This is a genomic window from Pseudomonas sp. HN8-3 (assembly GCF_020790195.1).
GTDB lineage: Bacteria > Pseudomonadota > Gammaproteobacteria > Pseudomonadales > Pseudomonadaceae > Aquipseudomonas > Aquipseudomonas synxantha_A.
Window position 1 is genome coordinate 1638506 of record NZ_CP086206.1, and the last position, 18402, is coordinate 1656907.

General features: G+C 58.3%; 22 protein-coding genes and 1 tRNA gene. 13 read left to right on the forward strand and 10 right to left on the reverse strand.

Annotated features, from left to right (window positions below):
- Window positions 1–139: 139 nt before the first annotated feature.
- The gene (locus tag LJX92_RS07385; protein ID WP_032877270.1) at window positions 140–394 is read left to right on the forward strand and encodes a succinate dehydrogenase assembly factor 2; all 255 of its coding nucleotides are present in this window, start codon (window positions 140–142) and stop codon (window positions 392–394) included.
- The gene (locus LJX92_RS07390) at window positions 378–824 is read left to right on the forward strand and encodes a protein YgfX (protein WP_228309510.1); all 447 of its coding nucleotides are present in this window, start codon (window positions 378–380) and stop codon (window positions 822–824) included. The genes LJX92_RS07385 and LJX92_RS07390 overlap by 17 nt, the downstream gene beginning before the upstream one ends.
- On the opposite strand, the gene nadB is transcribed toward LJX92_RS07390, so the two are convergent.
- Complete coding sequence (nadB, locus tag LJX92_RS07395) at window positions 793–2409, reverse strand: L-aspartate oxidase (protein ID WP_078820542.1); 1617 nt, start codon at window positions 2407–2409, stop codon at window positions 793–795. The two genes, LJX92_RS07390 and nadB, sit on opposite strands and share 32 nt — an antisense overlap.
- A gap of 461 nt (window positions 2410–2870) precedes the next feature.
- Here nadB and rpoE point away from each other — a divergent pair, with 461 nt between their 5' ends.
- From rpoE to LJX92_RS07415, 4 genes are all read left to right on the forward strand, one after another.
- Window positions 2871–3452 carry an RNA polymerase sigma factor RpoE gene (gene rpoE / locus LJX92_RS07400; RefSeq protein ID WP_003172477.1) on the forward strand — a complete coding sequence of 194 codons (582 nt, stop codon included), beginning with the start codon at window positions 2871–2873 and terminating at the stop codon, window positions 3450–3452.
- A gap of 32 nt (window positions 3453–3484) precedes the next feature.
- The gene (locus LJX92_RS07405) at window positions 3485–4072 is read left to right on the forward strand and encodes a sigma-E factor negative regulatory protein (protein ID WP_005786011.1); all 588 of its coding nucleotides are present in this window, start codon (window positions 3485–3487) and stop codon (window positions 4070–4072) included.
- Window positions 4073–4088: 16 nt separating this feature from the next.
- Window positions 4089–5048 (forward strand): MucB/RseB C-terminal domain-containing protein, encoded by a 960-nt coding sequence (locus LJX92_RS07410; RefSeq protein WP_078820543.1) that lies wholly within the window; start codon window positions 4089–4091, stop codon window positions 5046–5048.
- A 235-nt stretch (window positions 5049–5283) separates the two neighbouring features.
- Window positions 5284–6720 (forward strand): DegQ family serine endoprotease, encoded by a 1437-nt coding sequence (locus tag LJX92_RS07415; protein WP_228309511.1) that lies wholly within the window; start codon window positions 5284–5286, stop codon window positions 6718–6720.
- 80 nt (window positions 6721–6800) lie between these two features.
- On the opposite strand, the gene LJX92_RS07420 is transcribed toward LJX92_RS07415, so the two are convergent.
- Window positions 6801–8234 carry a M48 family metalloprotease gene (locus tag LJX92_RS07420; protein WP_032877266.1) on the reverse strand — a complete coding sequence of 478 codons (1434 nt, stop codon included), beginning with the start codon at window positions 8232–8234 and terminating at the stop codon, window positions 6801–6803.
- A gap of 95 nt (window positions 8235–8329) precedes the next feature.
- Between LJX92_RS07420 and LJX92_RS07425 the strand changes: the two genes are divergently transcribed.
- A complete protein-coding gene (locus tag LJX92_RS07425; protein ID WP_223018528.1) occupies window positions 8330–8569 on the forward strand; it encodes a sulfurtransferase TusA family protein in 240 nt (79 codons plus the stop codon).
- 19 nt (window positions 8570–8588) lie between these two features.
- Here LJX92_RS07425 and LJX92_RS07430 read toward each other — a convergent pair whose 3' ends face one another.
- Both LJX92_RS07430 and LJX92_RS07435 read right to left on the reverse strand, forming a co-directional pair.
- A complete protein-coding gene (locus tag LJX92_RS07430) occupies window positions 8589–9062 on the reverse strand; it encodes a peroxiredoxin (RefSeq protein WP_005786022.1) in 474 nt (157 codons plus the stop codon).
- 10 nt (window positions 9063–9072) lie between these two features.
- Complete coding sequence (locus LJX92_RS07435) at window positions 9073–9633, reverse strand: glycine cleavage system protein R (protein WP_003189463.1); 561 nt, start codon at window positions 9631–9633, stop codon at window positions 9073–9075.
- Window positions 9634–9895: 262 nt separating this feature from the next.
- Here LJX92_RS07435 and dapA point away from each other — a divergent pair, with 262 nt between their 5' ends.
- The 5 genes from dapA (at window position 9896) to LJX92_RS07460 (ending at window position 13584) form a co-directional block, all read left to right on the forward strand.
- A complete protein-coding gene (gene dapA, locus LJX92_RS07440; protein ID WP_032877264.1) occupies window positions 9896–10774 on the forward strand; it encodes a 4-hydroxy-tetrahydrodipicolinate synthase in 879 nt (292 codons plus the stop codon).
- Between the two features lie 17 nt (window positions 10775–10791).
- Window positions 10792–11907 carry an outer membrane protein assembly factor BamC gene (bamC, locus tag LJX92_RS07445; RefSeq protein ID WP_005786026.1) on the forward strand — a complete coding sequence of 372 codons (1116 nt, stop codon included), beginning with the start codon at window positions 10792–10794 and terminating at the stop codon, window positions 11905–11907.
- Window positions 11908–11911: 4 nt separating this feature from the next.
- The gene (locus LJX92_RS07450) at window positions 11912–12670 is read left to right on the forward strand and encodes an MBL fold metallo-hydrolase (protein WP_228309512.1); all 759 of its coding nucleotides are present in this window, start codon (window positions 11912–11914) and stop codon (window positions 12668–12670) included.
- Between the two features lie 27 nt (window positions 12671–12697).
- Window positions 12698–13411: a phosphoribosylaminoimidazolesuccinocarboxamide synthase gene (gene purC / locus LJX92_RS07455; RefSeq protein WP_005786030.1), complete on the forward strand. Its 714-nt coding sequence runs from the start codon at window positions 12698–12700 to the stop codon at window positions 13409–13411.
- Between the two features lie 83 nt (window positions 13412–13494).
- Window positions 13495–13584 (forward strand) — tRNA-Ser (locus LJX92_RS07460).
- A 95-nt stretch (window positions 13585–13679) separates the two neighbouring features.
- On the opposite strand, the gene LJX92_RS07465 is transcribed toward LJX92_RS07460, so the two are convergent.
- Together LJX92_RS07465 and LJX92_RS07470 are read right to left on the reverse strand one after the other, a co-directional pair.
- Window positions 13680–13973, reverse strand: coding sequence for a type II toxin-antitoxin system RelE family toxin (locus LJX92_RS07465; protein ID WP_103733512.1), 294 nt, complete (start codon window positions 13971–13973; stop codon window positions 13680–13682).
- Window positions 13963–14202, reverse strand: coding sequence for a type II toxin-antitoxin system RelB/DinJ family antitoxin (locus tag LJX92_RS07470; RefSeq protein WP_014717442.1), 240 nt, complete (start codon window positions 14200–14202; stop codon window positions 13963–13965). The genes LJX92_RS07465 and LJX92_RS07470 overlap by 11 nt, the downstream gene beginning before the upstream one ends.
- A 651-nt stretch (window positions 14203–14853) precedes the next feature.
- Between LJX92_RS07470 and LJX92_RS07475 the strand changes: the two genes are divergently transcribed.
- Window positions 14854–15108, forward strand: a complete 255-nt coding sequence (locus LJX92_RS07475; protein WP_032877263.1) for a DUF6124 family protein — start codon at window positions 14854–14856, stop codon at window positions 15106–15108.
- 73 nt (window positions 15109–15181) lie between these two features.
- Here the strand turns inward: LJX92_RS07475 and LJX92_RS07480 are convergent, their stop codons facing one another.
- From LJX92_RS07480 to LJX92_RS07495, 4 genes are all read right to left on the reverse strand, one after another.
- Window positions 15182–16408 carry an MFS transporter gene (locus LJX92_RS07480; RefSeq protein WP_032877262.1) on the reverse strand — a complete coding sequence of 409 codons (1227 nt, stop codon included), beginning with the start codon at window positions 16406–16408 and terminating at the stop codon, window positions 15182–15184.
- 239 nt (window positions 16409–16647) lie between these two features.
- Window positions 16648–16935, reverse strand: a complete 288-nt coding sequence (nadS, locus tag LJX92_RS07485) for a NadS family protein (RefSeq protein ID WP_003189536.1) — start codon at window positions 16933–16935, stop codon at window positions 16648–16650.
- A gap of 2 nt (window positions 16936–16937) precedes the next feature.
- Window positions 16938–17252, reverse strand: coding sequence for a type II toxin-antitoxin system RelE/ParE family toxin (locus LJX92_RS07490; protein WP_057022036.1), 315 nt, complete (start codon window positions 17250–17252; stop codon window positions 16938–16940).
- A 105-nt stretch (window positions 17253–17357) separates the two neighbouring features.
- On the reverse strand, window positions 17358–18299 hold the full coding sequence (locus LJX92_RS07495; RefSeq protein WP_216090883.1) for a LysR family transcriptional regulator: 942 nt from the start codon (window positions 18297–18299) through the stop codon (window positions 17358–17360).
- Window positions 18300–18402: the final 103 nt, after the last annotated feature.

Consider the following 18402-nt stretch of genomic DNA (forward strand, 5'->3'; position numbering starts at 1 on the left):
GGGTCATCGCAGGTTAAAAAGTCATGGGTGCATCATAGAGGGGCGTCCGGCAAATGCATAGTTTCGTCGCGGGCGACCAAAGCCGACTGTTCCGGTGTCGCCGGGCCTGTATACTTGCGCTCTATTTGAGGAGGGCTCCATGGTCGAAGATGTAGAAATCAATCGCCTCTACTGGCACAGCCGTCGTGGCATGCTGGAGCTGGATGTATTGCTGGTGCCTTTCACCAAAGAGGTGTACGCGACGCTCGATCAGGTGGACCGCGACCTCTACGTCAGGTTGCTGACCTGTGAAGATCAGGACATGTTCGGCTGGTTCATGGAGCGTGCTGAATCTGAAGATCCAGAGCTGCAGCGCATGGTTCGGATGATCCTGGATCGTGTCCAGCCCAAGTAATCGTTTTGAATGCCGCTGGCAGGCCTCAAGGCTGTTGCTGGCGGCGTATCTGCTTGCCCTGCCGAGCGCACTGGGCAGCCTGCTGGTTTTGAACCTGCCTTATTCGAGCCTCGGCATCCTGTTATGCCTGGCACACTGTGCGTGGGTGCTACCGCGCCATGTTCTGCTTAATCACCGTTCGTCGATTCGTGGCCTGCGCCGCGACGAAGATGGCTGGCAGTTATGGAGCTCTGCGCGCGGCTGGCACGCCGTGCAACTTCGCCCCGACAGCCTGGCGTTACCGTTGATCGTGGTGTTGCGTTATCGCGTGCAGGGTGAGCGGCGAGTACGCGCGGCCTGTGTGCCCAAGGACGCGCAGGCCGCCGATGTGCATCGGCGCCTGCGGGTACGCCTGAAGTTCAGCCGCCGTAGGTGGTTGGCACCAGAATAGTGTCGCGGGCTTCGGGCAACATCTGCGGATAATCGAGGGTGTAATGCAGGCCCCGGCTTTCCTTGCGCTCCATGGCTGAGCGGATCATCAACTCGGCCACTTGCGCCAGGTTGCGTAATTCGATCAGGTCGCGGCTGACTTTATAGTTGCTGTAGAACTCGTCGATCTCGTCCAACAGCAAACGTACCCGGTGCTGCGCCCGTTGCAGGCGCTTGTTGGTGCGCACAATGCCCACGTAGTCCCACATGAAACGCCGCAACTCGTCCCAGTTGTGCGCGATGATCACGTCTTCGTCCGAATCGGTGACCTGGCTGGCGTCCCAGCGGGGCAGGGCGGCTGGAACCTTGATGCGCGGCAGTTGTTCAAGGATATCCGCTGCTGCCGAGCGAGCGTACACGAAGCACTCGAGCAGCGAATTGCTGGCCATGCGGTTGGCGCCGTGCAGACCGGTAAAGCTGGTTTCACCGATGGCGTAGAGGCCGGGCACGTCGGTGCGCCCGTGCTGGTCAACCATCACGCCGCCGCAGGTGTAGTGCGCAGCCGGCACTACCGGGATCGGGCCTTTGGTGATATCGATATTGAACGTCAGGCAGCGTTCATAGACGGTCGGGAAGTGGGTCTTGATAAACGCTTCGGGCTTGTGGCTGATGTCCAGATATACGCAATCGATCCCCAGACGCTTCATCTCGTGGTCGATGGCGCGGGCGACAATGTCGCGCGGTGCCAGCTCGGCGCGTGGGTCGAAGCGCTGCATGAAGCGCTCGCCATTGGGCAGCTTCAAGTGCGCACCTTCGCCGCGCAGGGCTTCGGTGATCAGGAAGCTCTTGGCTTGCGGGTGATACAGGCAGGTGGGGTGGAACTGATTGAACTCCAGGTTGGCCACCCGGCAGCCCGAGCGCCAGGCCATGGCAATGCCGTCACCGCAGGCGCCGTCAGGGTTGCTGGTATAGAGGTAAACCTTGGCGGCCCCGCCCGAGGCAAGAATAGTGAAGCGCGCCCCGTAGGTATCGACTTCGCCACTGGTGCGATTGAGTACGTAGGCGCCGAGGCAGCGCTCGCCCGCAAGGCCCAGGCGTTTTTCGGTGATCAGGTCGACAGCGACGCGTTGCTCCAGCAATTGGATGTTGGGCCGTTGGCGAGCCTGATCGAGCAAGGTCTTGAAAATCGCGGCACCCGTGGCGTCGGCGGCGTGAATGATACGGCGATGGCTGTGGCCGCCTTCGCGTGTCAGGTGGAACTCAAAGCCGCCGTCGTCGCTGCCGGCATGTTCATCACGGGTGAAGGGCACACCTTGGTCGATCAGCCATTGGATGGCTTCCCGGCTGTGCTCGACGGTGAAGCGCACGGCCTCCTCATTGCACAGGCCGCCGCCAGCGTTAAGGGTGTCTTCGACATGCGATTGCACCGTATCGGTGTCGTCCAGTACCGCCGCGACACCGCCCTGGGCCCAGAATGTCGAGCCGTTGGCCAGGTCGCCTTTGCTCAAAACCGCAATGCGCAGGTGGCTGGGTAGGGTCAGGGCAAGGCTCAAGCCGGCTGCGCCGCTGCCGATCACCAGCACATCGTGTTGAAACTGTTGGCTCATTGGAAGGATTCCGCAAAAAGCGATCCGAAGGAGCGGCGCAAACAGGACGCCTGGATCGGCGAATCAAAGGGTCACACGGGCCACTAGTATATAGAGGGGTGGAGCGGCACAATAGCCACGCATTCGTGGCATTGTGAGATTATGCTGCGCAGCTTTGGGAAACAGCCGGTTGGCGGGACGGGAACTTTTTGCATGGGCCCCGACTCAATAGCAGGTTGCCCGAAAGCTGGGAAAACGTTGAGTTTATTGGCCCGTCGGGAGCATTGGACGCGTCACGAAACCGGCGACAAGATTATTCGCGCAGCCGGCCCCGCCCGGGCTGCGTTTTTCGTGTGTGCCAAATCAGTGCATGCCGGAAACTTGCTTGAAGGGGGAGAACTTTTGCGAAAAGCCCGAGTCTATGTTTGCAAGCCTGATCGTTTAGTTATGCAAGCCTCCTTCAAGTACAACGAGGAGTGTTCATGCTAACCCAGGAAGAGGATCAGCAGCTGGTCGAGCGCGTACAACGCGGCGACAAGCGAGCATTTGATCTGCTAGTGCTGAAATACCAGCACAAAATTCTCGGGTTGATCGTGCGGTTTGTGCACGACACCCATGAAGCGCAGGACGTTGCACAGGAAGCCTTTATCAAGGCGTACCGTGCACTTGGAAATTTCCGCGGTGATAGTGCGTTTTATACGTGGCTATATCGCATCGCCATTAACACGGCGAAGAACTATCTGGTGTCTCGCGGCCGCCGCCCACCAGACAGTGATGTCAGTTCAGAAGATGCTGAATTTTACGATGGTGATCACGGCCTCAAAGATCTCGAGTCGCCGGAGCGTGCATTGCTGCGCGACGAGATCGAAGGCACCGTCCATCGAACAATTCAGCAACTGCCAGAAGATTTGCGTACGGCATTAACTTTACGTGAATTCGATGGTCTGAGTTACGAAGACATTGCGAGCGTCATGCAATGTCCGGTGGGGACTGTAAGGTCACGGATTTTCCGGGCCCGGGAAGCCATCGACAAAGCCTTGCAACCATTGTTGCAGGAAAACTAAAGACAGCGGCGACAGCCAAGAGAGGAACCGCCATGAGTCGTGATGCCCTGCAGGAATCGCTGTCCGCAGTGATGGATAACGAAGCGGATGAACTGGAACTTCGTCGAGTGCTTAACGCATTTGATGATGCCGAAACCCGTGATACCTGGTCTCGTTACCAAGTCGCTCGGGCGGTGATGCACAAGGATCTTTTAATCCCTCGTCTGGATATTGCTGCGGCCGTTTCTGCCGCGCTGGCTGATGAAGCCGTTCCGGCCAAAGCTGCTCGTGGCCCGTGGCGTAGCCTGGGTCGACTGGCAGTGGCTGCCTCGGTGACCGTCGCCGTACTGGCTGGTGTTCGCCTGTACAACCAGGACGAAATTGCCGGTGCCGAACTGGCCCAGCAAACTCAGCAGCCCGTCATGGCGGGTCCGCAAGTCAAAGGCCCGGCTGTACTGGCAGGCTACAAGGAAAGCTCTGATACCACAGGTCCGATGGCCAATGGTGTGCTTCAAGGGCAATCCGGCTGGCAAGATCAGCGTCTACCAGGCTACCTGCGTCAGCACGCACAGGAATCGGCCGCCAAAGGCACCGAAAGCGCTCTGCCATACGCTCGCGCAGCCAGTCAGGAAAACCGCTGATCCGTCAGGGAGCTCTATGCGCGCCATACCGCTCCTTGCGCTTTTGCTCAGTAGTTGGATTGCACAGTCCGCCCATGCCGATGAAGCCCAAGACTGGCTGACTCGACTTGGGCGTGCAGAGCAGCAGCAAAGCTTTGAAGGTACGTTTGTTTACGAACGTAATGGCAGTTTTTCTACCCACGCTATCTGGCACCGTGTGCAGGACGGTCATGTCCGTGAGCGGTTGCTGCAACTGGACGGCTCGCCTCAGGAAACTGTACGGTTGGATGGCCGGACGCACTGCGTCAGTGGCGCTCTGAGTGCTGGGTTGGTTACGTCTTCTGATGCACCTTCGCGTGCTCTCGATTCAAAAAAACTCACTCAATTCTATGAACTTGCCGTCATTGGCAAATCCCGCGTGGCCGGTCGTCATGCTGTGATTGTGTCAATCAGCCCGCGAGATCACTACCGCTACGGCTTTGAATTGCACCTGGATCGTGAGACGGCTCTGCCGCTCAAATCCCTGCTGCTCAATGATCAGGGGCAGTTGCTGGAGCGCTTTCAGTATGCGCGCCTGGATACCTCGGTCATTCCTGCCGAGCATGACTTACAGCCTGGCAGCGAATGCAAGCCTGTTGCTGCTTCCACCGACAAAGCCTCTGACATGCCTGCCTCCCAGGCGTGGCATCTGGATTGGCTGCCGCCTGGTTTCCAGCAGGTCAGCAGCACCACGCGCAAAGACAGCCAAACGAAATCGACCGTCGATAGCCTGATGTATGATGATGGGCTCGCACGCTTTTCTGTATTTCTTGAGTCCGCCAAGGGCGCCGACATGAATGAAACCCGCGCTCAGCTCGGCCCGACGGTGGCGGTTTCTCGGCGTTTGAATACGGTTGACGGTGAGATGATGGTCACCGTAGTAGGGGAGATCCCCGTCGGCACTGCTGAGCGTATCGCGCTGTCGGTACGCGGTGAAAATACCGCTGCCAGGCCGTGAGATTGTTAATTCTATGTTCATCCTGACCTTTCAATCTGTGCTCAAGTTAGGTTGAGGGCCGATCGTATGAAATTTCTGGATCAGCATTTTCACTTGCAAAAACTTCCCATGTTTTTTATAGGTCAGGGTTTGTTGGCTCTGGCCTTGTTTTGTTCGCGGAACAAAAATGTCGTTTGCCGCATTCGGCGTTTATTGGACCCTGTCGCTTAACCCTGCTCGTCGTAACGGGAGCTGTATGTCGATACCACGTTTGAAGTCTTACCTATCCATAGTCGCCACAGTGCTGGTACTGGGTCAGGCCTTACCTGCGCAAGCAGTTGAGCTGCCTGACTTCACCCAACTGGTAGAGCAAGCCTCACCGGCGGTGGTGAATATCAGTACCACCCAGAAACTGCCGGATCGCAAAGTTTCGAACCAGCAGATGCCCGACCTGGAAGGCTTGCCGCCCATGCTGCGCGAGTTCTTCGAGCGCGGTATGCCGCAACCGCGCACCCCTCGTGGTGGCGGTGGTCAGCGCGAAGCCCAATCCCTGGGTTCGGGCTTCATCATTTCGTCTGACGGCTATATCCTGACCAACAACCACGTGATTGCCGATGCCGACGAAATCCTCGTGCGCCTGGCTGATCGCAGTGAGCTCAAGGCCAAGCTGATCGGTACCGACCCGCGTTCCGACGTAGCCTTGCTTAAAATCGATGGCAAGGACCTGCCGGTTCTCAAGCTGGGCAAATCCCAGGACTTGAAGGCCGGCCAATGGGTCGTCGCGATCGGTTCGCCGTTCGGCTTTGACCATACTGTCACCCAGGGTATCGTCAGTGCTATTGGCCGCAGCCTGCCGAATGAAAACTACGTACCGTTTATCCAGACCGACGTGCCGATCAACCCGGGCAACTCTGGGGGGCCATTGTTCAACCTGGCTGGCGAAGTGGTAGGCATCAACTCACAGATCTACACCCGTTCCGGTGGTTTCATGGGTGTGTCTTTCGCGATCCCGATCGACGTGGCCATGGACGTCTCCAATCAGCTCAAAAGCGGTGGCAAGGTCAGCCGTGGCTGGTTGGGCGTAGTGATCCAGGAAGTGAACAAGGACCTGGCTGAGTCCTTCGGCCTCGACAAGCCGGCCGGTGCCCTGGTTGCGCAAATTCAGGATAATGGTCCAGCGGCCAAAGGCGGCCTGAAAGTCGGCGACGTGATTCTGAGCATGAACGGCCAACCCATCGTCATGTCGGCTGACCTGCCTCATCTGGTCGGCGCGCTTAAGGCCGGCGGCAAGGCCAAGCTGGAAGTCATTCGTGATGGCAAGCGCCAGACCGTTGAACTGACCGTCGGTGCGATCCCGGAAGAGGGCGCAACCCTGGACGCCCTGGGCAACGCCAAGCCCGGTGCCGAGCGCAGTAGTAACCGCCTGGGCATCGCCGTGGTTGAACTGACCGCCGAGCAGAAGAAGACGTTTGACCTGCAAAGCGGTGTGGTGATCAAGGAAGTCCAGGATGGCCCAGCCGCCTTGATCGGCCTCCAGCCGGGCGACGTGATCACTCACCTGAACAATCAGGCGATCAACACCACCAAGGAGTTCACCGACATCGCCAAGGCGTTGCCGAAGAACCGTTCGGTGTCGATGCGCGTACTGCGTCAAGGTCGTGCCAGCTTCATTACCTTCAAGTTGGCCGAGTAATCGTCAAGCCTGCATTGCAATAGAAACAAAAAGCCCCGCTGCCGGTTAACGGCAGCGGGGCTTTTTTGTGGGTGACGGGTTTAGCTCATCATCCCTTTCACCAGGCGTTCCTGTTCGATCAGCTCACGCTGACGTGCGTCGATACGTGAGGACAGTGGGAAATTACTGCCGGCGCGGCGCTTGGCAAAGTCCAGTTGCTGGATGGCCTGCTGGAAGTCCCCCACCAGTGCGAAGTATTCGGCGCGGGCCTGATGCAGGCCGATGATGTTGCCGGACAGGCCGCGTGTTTCGGCCACCTGATACCACACGTCCGGATCGTCGGGGCGTGACTTGAGCAAGCCATCCAGCGCCTTTTCGGCATCGGCGGTGCGGTTCTGCTTAAGCAGCAGGTCTACCCGCACCTGGTTCAGCGGATAGTTGCTGGGGTACTGGGTGAGCATACGGTCAGTCCGTTGCTGGGCATCCGCCATGCGGTTGTTGGTAATGTCCAACTCGATCTGCGCCAGGTTGTAGGTGATGTCGTTGGGCGCCTTGGCCAGCAGCGGTGCCAGGCTTTCCCGTGCTTCCTTGAGTTGGACTCCCTTGATCTGCGCAATGGCGAGGCCATAACGCGCTACATCGTTTTTGGGGTTGTCGTCCAACTGCGCCTGGAAGCGCTTGGCAGCCAGGCCAGGCGTGTCTTCGTATTTCAACTGCACGCGTGCGCGAATCAGTTGATAGCGCAGGCTGTCTTCCTTGCCGCCGAGTTTGGCCTGCTCGGCGCGGTTGCGGGTGTCGGCAATACGCGATTCGGTCACTGGGTGCGTCAACAGGAACTCCGGTGGCTTGGCATCGAAGCGGTACTGACGCATCAGGCGTTCGAACATGGTGGGCATCGACCGCGGGTCGTAGCCGGCTTTCTCCAGGTTGAGGATGCCGATGCGGTCTGCCTCTTGTTCGTTCTGCCGGGAGAACCGGCGCTGCTCCTGGATCGCAGCCGCTTGTGAGCCGGCAATTGCTGCGATACCCGCATCGCCGGCACCCGCGGCGGCGGCAATAATGCCGCCAAGCAGCGCCGCCATCATTGGCAGTTGCATGCGTGACTGGGCTTCCACGCCCCTGGCAAAGTGACGCTGGGACAAGTGCGCCAGTTCGTGGGCCAGTACCGACGCGTATTCACCTTCGGTCTGGGCATTGAGGAACAAGCCGCCGTTCACCCCAATGATCCCGCCGGGTGCCGCAAAGGCGTTGAGCTGCGGGCTGTTGATCAGGATGAATTCCAGGCGCCGATCGTTGACCTGGCTGGTTTCCACCAGCTTGTACACGCTGGTTTCTACGTAGTCCTTGAGTTGCGGGTCGTTAAGCTGCGACACCTGACCGCGCAAATAGGCCAGCCAGGCGCGGCCCAGTTGATATTCCTGTTGGGGCGAGACAATGGCAGAACTGGCGTCACCAAGTGACGGCAGCTCATCAGCGAAGGCCGGGGAGGCCAGCAGGCAGGCCAGCGTCAGCAGGGTAGGGCGCAAAAAAGTCATGCACAAAGCCTTTCGACAAAGAGCTTACTGTAGCCGGACACTGCGCCTGGGACCAGATATTCTAAGCAACCCGAATGTTTGCCTGGAGTAACACCATGACCGACGCTGTAGCCTTTGACGCCGAACTCGATGCCAGCGGCCTCAACTGCCCGTTGCCCTTGCTCAAGGCCAAGCTGGAACTCAATAAAATGGCCCGCGGTGCGGTGCTCAAGGTGACCGCCACCGACGCTGGCTCCCAGCGTGACTTCCGCACCTTTGCCAAACTCGCCGGCCACACCCTGGAGCATGAAGAAGACGCCGAGGGTGTGTACCGGTATTGGTTGCGCAAGGCCTGACGGCCTTATCGACGCACAATCAGGCCTTGTTCAGCGCCTGCGCTGCCGCCAACACGGCATCCACATGCCCCGGCACTTTCACGCCACGCCATTCCTGACGCAGCACGCCTTCGCTGTCGATCAGAAAGGTGCTGCGATCTACGCCCAGGTATTCCTTGCCGTACAGCTTCTTGAGCTTGATCACATCAAACAGCTGGCAGACCGCTTCGTCCTTGTCGCTGATCAGCTCGAAAGGAAACTCCTGCTTGGCCTTGAAGTTCTCGTGGGACTTCACGCTGTCACGCGACACACCAAACACTTCAGTGTTGGCGGCCTGGAAAGCTGCGTACTGGTCACGAAAGCCCTGGCCTTCAGTGGTGCAGCCCGGGGTGCTGTCCTTGGGGTAGAAGTAGATCACCACTTGCTTGCCCTTGAGAGCTGCGAGGCTGAAAGTCTGGCCGCTGGTGGCCTGGGCTTCGAAGTCTGCGACGGGTTTGTCGATGGCTACCGGCATGAGTCTTTCCTTACATTGGGTTCTGTGGGCGCCATGGCTCGATCAGCGCGTCGAGGTTCAGGGCATCGGCAAAATCCAGGAACTGGTCGCGCAACCAGCTGATCTGTACGCCGGCCGGCAGGGTAACGGTGAACGTGGCGTTGAGCATGGTGCCGCCGGTTTGAGGCGCCTGGTAGGTGTCGCAGGTCAGGTTTTCCAGCTCGACGTTGTGGTCGATGAAGAACTGGCACAACTCGTTGACGATGTCAGAGCGGTAGGCCGAGCTGACGTACGCCACGTAAGGCAAGGCCTGTGGGCGATTTTCCAGGGCGGCGCTGCGCACGACATTGACGGTGAAGTCGTGCTTTTTGGCCAGGCCCGGCAGGCCGGTTTCCAGGCGCGCCAATGCGTCCCAAGAGCCGGAAATCTGCAAGACCAGCGCGCTGCACTCGCCGTGGCGAGTCAGGCGCGAGGTCACGACCGCGCAGCGGTTCTCATGGCTGGCGCGGCACAGGACGTTGGTCAGCTCCATGGGGTTGGCGCCGAGGGCACTGATAACAAGGAATTGTTCGCGAACTGTGGGGGTGGACATGCAGCCTTCCTAAAGCGATGAGCGGTCAATACTGTGTGGGCCGTATTGATCAAAGGATCAAGGGTAGCGAAAAGCGTCGCCAAGGGCTAGGAGGTGGCGTTTTCATTGCGTGATCGGCCGGCTTGAAGCGGTACTTTGGCCCAATGATGGCATTGCCCGACGTTTAGTTGCTCCAGAACGCATCCTCACGCGGTACTTCGCTTGTACAAGCATCTTGGCGCCAGTACCATTACGGCTCTCTTTTTCCGGCAGGAGCGGTTGCATGATTGCGGGCAGTATGGTGGCACTGGTCACACCCATGGATGCACAAGGTCGTCTCGACTGGGACAGCCTGGGCAAACTGGTGGACTTCCACCTGCAAGAGGGCACCAACGCCATCGTGGCGGTCGGCACCACAGGTGAATCGGCCACCCTCGATGTGGAAGAACACATCCAGGTGATCGAGTTCGTGGTCAAGCGCGTTGCGGGCCGCATCGCCGTGATCGCCGGAACGGGTGCCAACTCCACGCGCGAAGCGATCGAGCTGACCCGCAACGCCAAGAAAGCCGGCGCCGATGCGTGCCTGCTGGTGACCCCGTACTACAACAAGCCGACCCAGGAAGGCTTGTACCAGCACTTCAAAGCCATCGCCGAAGCCGTCCAGATCCCGCAGATCCTCTATAACGTACCGGGTCGTACCGCGTGCGATATGAAGGCCGAGACCGTGATCCGCCTGTCCACCGTGCCGAACATCATCGGTATCAAGGAAGCCACTGGCGACCTGCAGCGCGCCAAGGACATCCTGGCCGGCGTGAGCAGTGACTTCCTGGTGTATTCCGGTGACGACGCCACCGCTGTCGAATTGATCCTGCTGGGTGGCAAGGGCAACATCTCCGTGACCGCCAACGTGGCTCCGCGTGCCATGAGCCAAATGTGCGCCGCCGCTATCGCCGGCGATGCCGCGACGGCCCGTGCGATCCACGAGAAGCTGATGCCGCTCAACAAGACACTGTTTATCGAATCCAATCCTATTCCCGTGAAATGGGCGCTGACTGAGATGGGCCTGATGCCGGACGGTATCCGTCTGCCGCTCACCCGGCTCAGCGAAGCCTGTCACGAACCGCTGCGACAGGCCCTGCGCCAGTCCGGCGTCCTGGTTTAATTGAGGAAGCACTACGCATGAAGCGATTGGCCGGACTTTCCGCACTTGCCTTGATTATCTCCAGCACCAGTGGCTGCGGTTGGGTATGGGGCCCGGAAGGCTACTTCCGTGACCGCGGCAGCGATTACCTGGAAGCGCAAGCAACCAAACCGATGCAGTTGCCGCCTGATGTCAATGTCGCCAAGCGTCTTGACCCCTTGTTGCCGATCCCACGCAACGTTGCCGACGACACCGTCAAGGGCGAGTACGTAGTACCACGCCCGCAGCCGATCACGGCAGTGGCCGATGCCAGCGACTACAGCCTGCAGAAAAGTGGCGACAACCGCTGGATCGTGGCTCAGCGCCCACCTGCCGAAGTCTGGCCGGTGGCAGTGCAGTTCTTCCAGGACAACGGTTTCCGTCTCGACCAGCAACGCCCGCAAACCGGTGAGTTCACCACGGCGTGGCAGCAAGGCCGCGAGTTGTCCGCCAACATGGCTCAGCGCCTGCTGGCCGGCGGTGTAGCCGCCGACAGCGAGGCCCGTGTGCGTGTGCGCATCGAGCCAGGCGTGCAGCGCAATACCAGTGAAGTCTATGTGGTCAGCGCCGAGCGCCCTGCCGGCAGCACGGCCAACGTCGATTTCACCCCGCGTTCGGTCAACACCGGCGTCGATGCCGCGCTGGTCGACGAGATGCTCGCCAGCATGAGCCGTATCTCCGAGAAGGGCGGTTCCGTTTCCTTGCTCGCCGCCCGTGACTACGACACCCCTAACCGCGTCAGCCTCACCGAAGACGGCAGCGGTAACGTGGTGCTCAACCTCGGTGAAGACCTCGACCGTGCCTGGGCCAGTGTTGGCCGTGCGTTGGAGCAAGGCCCTTGGCGCGTTGAAGACATCAACCGCAGCCTGGGCCTGTACTACATCAACGTGGCTGAAAAGGCCGAGAAGAAAGACGACGAGCCAGGTTTCTTCGGCAAACTGTTCGGCAGCGCGCCGACCAAGGAAGAGATCGAAACCCGTGCCGAGCGTTATCAGGTTCGTTTGAGCAAGGTTGGCGAAAGCGTGCAAGTCACCGTCGAGAAGAACATCAACACCGTCGCGCCAGCTGAAACAGCGCGCAAAGTGTTGGGCGTGATTCAAGACAACCTGGGCTGATTCGGTGCGCTTTGCCGTTCTCGGCAGCGGTAGCCAAGGGAACGGTACGCTGGTCGCCCACGATGACACGTATGTGCTGGTCGATTGTGGTTTCTCGTTAAGAGAAACCGAGCGACGCCTGCTGCGCCTCGGGGTTCACCCCACGCAGTTGAGCGCAATTCTGGTCACCCACGAACATGCCGACCACGTGCATGGCGTGGGTTTACTGTCTCGGCGCTACAATCTGCCGGTGTACTTGAGTCGCGGCACGCTGCGCGGGATGCGTAAACCCATCGAGCCGGCAGGTTTTCTGGCCGGTGGCGAGCAACTGCAAATCGGTGCCTTGAGCATCAATGTCATCGCGGTTGCCCACGATGCCCAGGAGCCTACGCAATACGTATTCAGTGACGGCCAGCGGCGTTTTGGCGTGCTGACCGACCTGGGTTCCTACTGCGCCAGGGTGCTGGACGGTTACCGGGACCTCGATGCCTTGATGATCGAGTCCAACCACTGCAGGGATCTGCTGGCGCGCGGTCACTACCCTTACTTTCTCAAGCAGCGGGTGGGCGGCGAGCTGGGACATTTGAACAATCACCAGGCGGCGTACCTGGTGTATGAGTTGGGCTGGCAAGACCTGCAACACCTGGTCCTGGCTCACCTCAGCAGCAAGAACAACCTGCCGACGCTTGCCCGGCAATGTTTTGTCGACACCCTCGGGTGCGACCCGGACTGGCTGCAACTGGCCAATCAAGATTCAGGGCTCGATTGGCGACACATCGCCTAGCCCACCTTACTCAAAGCGGAGCCCATCATGGAAAAACGTGAAGAACTCTACCGCGGCAAAGCCAAGTCGGTGTACAAGACCGACGACGCCAACCGCCTGATCCTGCTGTTTCGCAACGACACCTCGGCGTTCGACGGCAAGCGCATCGAACAGCTTGATCGCAAGGGCATGGTGAACAACAAGTTCAACGCCTTCATCATGCAGAAGCTCGAAGCGGCCGGTATCCCGACCCAATTCGACAAACTGCTGGGCGACAACGAGTGCCTGGTCAAGAAGCTCGACATGATCCCGGTGGAATGCGTCGTGCGTAACTACGCCGCCGGCAGCCTGGTCAAGCGCCTGGGCGTGGAAGAGGGCCTCAAGCTCAACCCTTACACGTTTGAACTGTTCCTGAAGGACGACGCCAAGGGCGACCCGTTCATCAACGAATCCCACGTTGTGGCGTTCGGCTGGGGCACCGCTGAACAACTGGCGCGCATGAAGGAGTTGTCCCTCAAGGTCAACGACGTGCTGACCAAGCTGTTCGACGACGCAGGCCTGTTGCTGGTGGACTTCAAGCTCGAATTCGGCGTGTTCCACGACGGCTCCATCGTCCTGGGCGACGAATTCAGCCCGGACGGCTGCCGCCTGTGGGACAAGGACACCAAGAAAAAGATGGACAAAGACCGCTTCCGCCAGGGCCTCGGTGACGTGATCGAAGCCTACGAAGAAGTCGCCAATCGTCTCGGCGTACCGCTGTAATCGACGCAAGCATCTGATAGCACGGAAAAAAATCGCTTCGGCGCTTTGCATCCATCAATCATGCTGTTATGATGCGCGCCGTTGGAGAGATGCCAGAGTGGCCGAATGGGACGGATTCGAAATCCGTTGTACCTTCACCGGTACCTAGGGTTCGAATCCCTATCTCTCCGCCATTACATAGAGAAAGCCCCGTAGCTGAATAAGCTGCGGGGCTTTTTCGTTTCCAGCCTTTATCTACGACTGCTTCAGTGATTTTTTCCAGTCCTGCCTAGCGCTGATCAAGGCGCTCAGACGCTTTGCGATAAGCCTGATCTCGTTCACGTTTATCAATAGCGACCACGAACACGGTCACTTCCTGATCTATCACTTGATAGACCAGCCTGTACCGGCTACTACGCAGTTTGATCTTGTAGCAGTCAGGCAGGCCATGTAGGCGGTTAGCCTCAATACGTGGGTTGTTCAGGATTTCCATCAGCTTCTTCTTGAGTTGCTGACGGAGGGTGTCGCCGAGTTTCTGCCATTCCTTCAATGCACGCGCATCAAAATCAAGGCTATAGGTCATCCAAAGAAACCCTCACGCGTTGAGGCGACGCAAGGCGCTCACGTACGGTCGCCATCAAGGCTTCATCCTCTTCAGTCATGAGGACAGGCTTAAATGGCAACTGGCCGCGTTCGGCAACATATTGCAACGCCTGACGTATCAGTTCGGAAGGGGTGACACCGAGTTTCTCCAGCTCAAGGTAGGCGCGAGCTTTCAGGTCGTCATCGATACGGATGTTGATAGATGCCAAGGGATAGCTCCTTGTGTAATGACGTTGGTCATTACATTGGGGCAATCGGGTTTCATTGGCAAGTCTGTCTGGACATACGGCAGTCGCTCTCATCTGTTGATCCTACTTCTTGGCCGTCGGCTTTGCCGGGCGCTTTTTATCGGTTTCCTTCACTGTTTCCCTTGGTCTTTTCTTCGCCTCTTGCTCGGTTACGTATTCACCTGTGACCGCATCGCGATATCTCGTTGGCATATCAGCATCCTTGACAGTATGTCGCCACGGCGGCGACTTTTTGAGACTAGCTCGCAGGCTTATGCACACAAGGTTCCCGGTGGGGATTCTGGTTACCAAGCTTTTCCGAAACAGGTGCTTACGTTGTGCAGGTTTGGCAGTTTTCGAGCAGGGTTGCGTTGACTGGGGTAGGGCGCTAATCTTCCGCCGTCGTCCTCATGGCGACCGGTTTTGACAGGCCGAATAACGTGCGATCTCTGTGCATCCCCAAACTGGTTCCAGGCGTCTGTCTGTGCCCATTTGTTATGGCGGCTGTGCGTGGGGCATCTTCGGGTGCGCCGGGTTTCCACGTTTCCGGTCTGTCAACCCGCGTACAGCTGCCACCCAATCCTGTTTGACAGCAGGGAGTGGTAGCTTCTTTTCATAACGTGGAGTTACATCATGAAGAAGAGCACCGCTGATTCTACCGAAGGGCAAGCACGCAAAATCTTTTGCGTAGCCGATGATGTCCGCACCGAAGAAGCCCTCACAAACGCCACCGAAATCCTCTCATCCGCCCTTCAAACCGCCTACCAATGCGCCGAAGATCCAGACAGCACGCAGTCGCCCGTGATCATGGCCCTGGCTCAATTGATCGAGAACGCGCAAGCCTTGGTGGATGCTGTCCTCGAGCGTGATTTCCCCACGGCCAAATAAATACCTGCTCCCTGAAACGAAAAAAGCCTGCTGAACTCAACGCTCAGCAGGCTTTTTTGCGCATACAACCCGGTCAGGCAGGTTGTGCCACCAGGTTATTACTGACCTTGCGCCCCAACACCAGCACGGTCGCAAACCCGAACCCCACCAACACCGTGGCCAGGCTCAACAACACCGAGCTGCCCATCTGGTCGACGATGCGCCCGCCAAAGAACGAACCCAGGGCGATGATCACCTGAAACAGCGCCACAAACAGTGGCATGCCGCGCTCTACATCCTTGGGCGCCACCACAAACATCCAGATACTGGCGCAGGCTGGGAAGGCGCCGAAGGCGAAACCCCAGAGTGCGATCAGCATCGAGGCGCCGGAAAGGCCGGTGGCGAAGTAGGGGAACAGTGCGGTGCTGGTACCGATCATCAACGCAACCAGCAGCAGGGTGTGACGTACACTGCGGTTAGCGGCGAAACCGGCAAAAACATTGCCCATTACCCCGGCTACGCCATAGAGCAGCAGCAATGAACCAATTGTCGGGCCGTCAAAGCCGGAGCTGTTTTTGAAGAAGGGCGCGACATAGGTATACGCAGCAAAGTGCGCCAGGCCGATCAGCAATACAGCGATCAAGCCGACTCGCGCCTGTGGGTTGATAAACAACGCGGGCAAGTCACGAATCTCAATGGCCTTTTCCGGGGTCAGTCGCGGTAGCAGGAAGATCTGCGCCAGCAGCACCGGAATGCCCACCAACGCAGTAACCAGGAAGGTCATGCGCCAGCCCATCAGTCCACTGAGCCAGGTACCCACAGGCACGCCCAGAACGGTGGCCAGGGTCACGCCCATCATGATGATCGAGGTGGCTTTCGCAACTCCCACGCCTTTGGGCGCCAGCCGCCCGCTGAGGGCAATGGCCGTGGCCCAGAAGCCGCCGATGCTGATGCCGAGCAATACACGGCCGAACAGCAGCAGGCTGAAATCGGTGGCGAAGGCCACCACCGAGTTGGCGATGATCATCACCAGTGTCAGGCCAATCAGCAGATAGCGACGGTCCATGGCGCCAATGCTGACCGACAGAAACGGCGCGGCGAGGGCGGCCATGATGCCGGGCAATGTGACCATCAATCCGGCGTGACCGGCACTGATGCCCAGGTCGCTGGCAACGTCGTTGAGTACGCCCACCGGCAGGAATTCACTGGTCACCAGGGCGAAGGCACCCACGGCGACCGAAAGAATCGCCAGCCACTGCTGTTTGACGCTTTGTTGATTATGTTCGGGAAGCCCGCTAGGGGCCTGGCTCGCGCTTGGCATGGGATTGGGTTCCGGGAGGAATGTCGCCTGAAGCCAGGCGAGGAGGGAATTTGGAGCGATTATAGGAATCAGTGGCGGCAATCGTTCAGGCGCTCGTTTCGATAGTAATCATCAGTGGTATCGATGTGAGATTTTAAAGAGCCTTAAATCTGCCGTACAAACGAAAAAGCCCGTCGCTGAGTCAGCTCCGAGCTTTTCCGGTTATGACGATGTTTAAGGCGCAGCAGTGGAGTCTTATTTTAGCTAGCCAACGCATTCAGTACATGGACTGGGTCATTATGGATAGCTTTCAACAATGCCTTTGCTGGTCCGGTAGGTTCACGACGACCCTGCTCCCAGTTACGTAATGTGCCAAGTTGCACATCAATCAGCGCTGCGAATTTAGCCTGGGTCAGCCCTGTCGCCTTACGGATCTCTTTGACTCGCATTGAATCAACATGGAATTCACGAGAAGGTTCGCGTTCTCCGCGCAGGATCTCGTTCATCTCTTGAACGCTTTCCATCAATTCATCAAAAAATCTGCTCATAGCTATCTCCAGTGCTCAATCGCAGCCTTCAGTGACTTGCGCTCGTCGGCAGTCAAGTCCTGCTGTTCATTTTTGGGATAGATCATCAGTAGAACAATCTGTGATGCCGAGACGAAGTGGTAATAGATCACCCGCGCCCCGCCTCGTTTGCCATGGCCCTTGGCTGCTACTCGTATCTTGCGAACTCCACCCGTACCCTCGATTACATCGCCAGCAGAAGGGTTGACTACCAACACGTTCTGAAGAGCCGTGTAGGCATCCTCGTCGATCAATTCTTTAACGCGACGGGTGAAGACTGACGTCTCTATGAAAATCATCGCTAATGTACGCCATTGGCTTAGTTGACTGCAATCCTAGCCGTGCGTGCTTCGACGTGCATCCAGTGAGTTGTAACTGCTTTTTGACACGCAGGATGTGGCCAATTATACGTCGGCCAACCGCCCCATAAGACACTCAATAAACACCCCCTCCGCCCGACTCATCTTCTGCTCGCGATTCCACAACAGGTGAATATCCACATCCGCAATCCCCTCATCCGGCGGCAACCGCCACAGCAGCCCGTTTTTCACATCGTCCGCCACCACATGAGTCGGTAAGCAACCCAAACCAAACCCGGCAATCACCAAACGCCGCACTTCTTCCAGGCTGGAGGATGACGCCACGATCCGCCCACCGAAGCCTTGCTGATCACGGAAAATCGTCAGCGGCGAGAGCATCCCGCCAATCTGGTCGCTGGTAAAACTCACGAAGTTTTCCGACTGCAAATCCCCCTCGGCCAGGTTTGTGCGCCCGAACAATGGGTGATGTTTTCCGCAAAAGAACGCGTAGCGCTGACGCAGAAACAGGTGCTGTTCCAGGCGCGGCTGAGGCCGACGATTGAGGCTCAACCCCAGGGTCGCGGTTTTTTCCAGCAAGGCGGCGACGATGTCGGAGCTGCGCATCACTTCGACTTCCAGATCGACCCGCGGATGTTCGCGATGAAAGCTGGCGAGAAAGTCATCGAAAGTGTCGGAATTAATCCGGCTGATCATCAGCAAGCGCACTTTGCCGATCACTTCATCGCCGGGCTTTTGCAGGGCGTTGCTCATTTGCGAAACCTGGCCGTACATCTCGCCGGCAATCGCGAAAATCTGTTCACCTGCCTCGGTGAGCACGAAGCGCGGGCCACGACGTACGATGAGCTGGCAATCCAGCTGTTCCTCCAGGCGCTTGAGCGCCTGGCTGATGGCCGGCTGCGTCAGGTGCAGGCGCGCGGCGGCGCGGCTGATGCTCAGTTCCTGGCCGATCACGCGGAAGGTACGCAGCAGGTTCCAGTCCAGGCGGTCGTTGAGCAGGGGGTGAATATCGCGGCGGGATTCGGGCATGGTGACGCTCGATAATAAGCAGTATTTATAATCAAGATAATAAATAGAAAATTGACTAATCATAGCCCCAGGCCGAAAAATCGGGCTCAACAAGCGCCATCAG

What these genes read in the sequence shown, in the direction of transcription:
- LJX92_RS07385 (WP_032877270.1), top strand. Translation starts at nt 140, where the DNA reads ATGGTCGAAGATGTAGAAATCAATCGCCTCTACTGGCACAGCCGTCGT.
- nadB (WP_078820542.1), bottom strand. Translation starts at nt 2,409, where the DNA reads ATGAGCCAACAGTTTCAACACGATGTGCTGGTGATCGGCAGCGGCGCA.
- rpoE (WP_003172477.1), top strand. Translation starts at nt 2,871, where the DNA reads ATGCTAACCCAGGAAGAGGATCAGCAGCTGGTCGAGCGCGTACAACGC.
- LJX92_RS07405 (WP_005786011.1), top strand. Translation starts at nt 3,485, where the DNA reads ATGAGTCGTGATGCCCTGCAGGAATCGCTGTCCGCAGTGATGGATAAC.
- LJX92_RS07410 (WP_078820543.1), top strand. Translation starts at nt 4,089, where the DNA reads ATGCGCGCCATACCGCTCCTTGCGCTTTTGCTCAGTAGTTGGATTGCA.
- LJX92_RS07415 (WP_228309511.1), top strand. Translation starts at nt 5,284, where the DNA reads ATGTCGATACCACGTTTGAAGTCTTACCTATCCATAGTCGCCACAGTG.
- LJX92_RS07420 (WP_032877266.1), bottom strand. Translation starts at nt 8,234, where the DNA reads ATGACTTTTTTGCGCCCTACCCTGCTGACGCTGGCCTGCCTGCTGGCC.
- LJX92_RS07425 (WP_223018528.1), top strand. Translation starts at nt 8,330, where the DNA reads ATGACCGACGCTGTAGCCTTTGACGCCGAACTCGATGCCAGCGGCCTC.
- LJX92_RS07430 (WP_005786022.1), bottom strand. Translation starts at nt 9,062, where the DNA reads ATGCCGGTAGCCATCGACAAACCCGTCGCAGACTTCGAAGCCCAGGCC.
- LJX92_RS07435 (WP_003189463.1), bottom strand. Translation starts at nt 9,633, where the DNA reads ATGTCCACCCCCACAGTTCGCGAACAATTCCTTGTTATCAGTGCCCTC.
- dapA (WP_032877264.1), top strand. Translation starts at nt 9,896, where the DNA reads ATGATTGCGGGCAGTATGGTGGCACTGGTCACACCCATGGATGCACAA.
- bamC (WP_005786026.1), top strand. Translation starts at nt 10,792, where the DNA reads ATGAAGCGATTGGCCGGACTTTCCGCACTTGCCTTGATTATCTCCAGC.
- purC (WP_005786030.1), top strand. Translation starts at nt 12,698, where the DNA reads ATGGAAAAACGTGAAGAACTCTACCGCGGCAAAGCCAAGTCGGTGTAC.
- LJX92_RS07465 (WP_103733512.1), bottom strand. Translation starts at nt 13,973, where the DNA reads ATGACCTATAGCCTTGATTTTGATGCGCGTGCATTGAAGGAATGGCAG.
- LJX92_RS07475 (WP_032877263.1), top strand. Translation starts at nt 14,854, where the DNA reads ATGAAGAAGAGCACCGCTGATTCTACCGAAGGGCAAGCACGCAAAATC.
- LJX92_RS07480 (WP_032877262.1), bottom strand. Translation starts at nt 16,408, where the DNA reads ATGCCAAGCGCGAGCCAGGCCCCTAGCGGGCTTCCCGAACATAATCAA.
- nadS (WP_003189536.1), bottom strand. Translation starts at nt 16,935, where the DNA reads ATGAGCAGATTTTTTGATGAATTGATGGAAAGCGTTCAAGAGATGAAC.
- LJX92_RS07490 (WP_057022036.1), bottom strand. Translation starts at nt 17,252, where the DNA reads ATGATTTTCATAGAGACGTCAGTCTTCACCCGTCGCGTTAAAGAATTG.
- LJX92_RS07495 (WP_216090883.1), bottom strand. Translation starts at nt 18,299, where the DNA reads ATGCCCGAATCCCGCCGCGATATTCACCCCCTGCTCAACGACCGCCTG.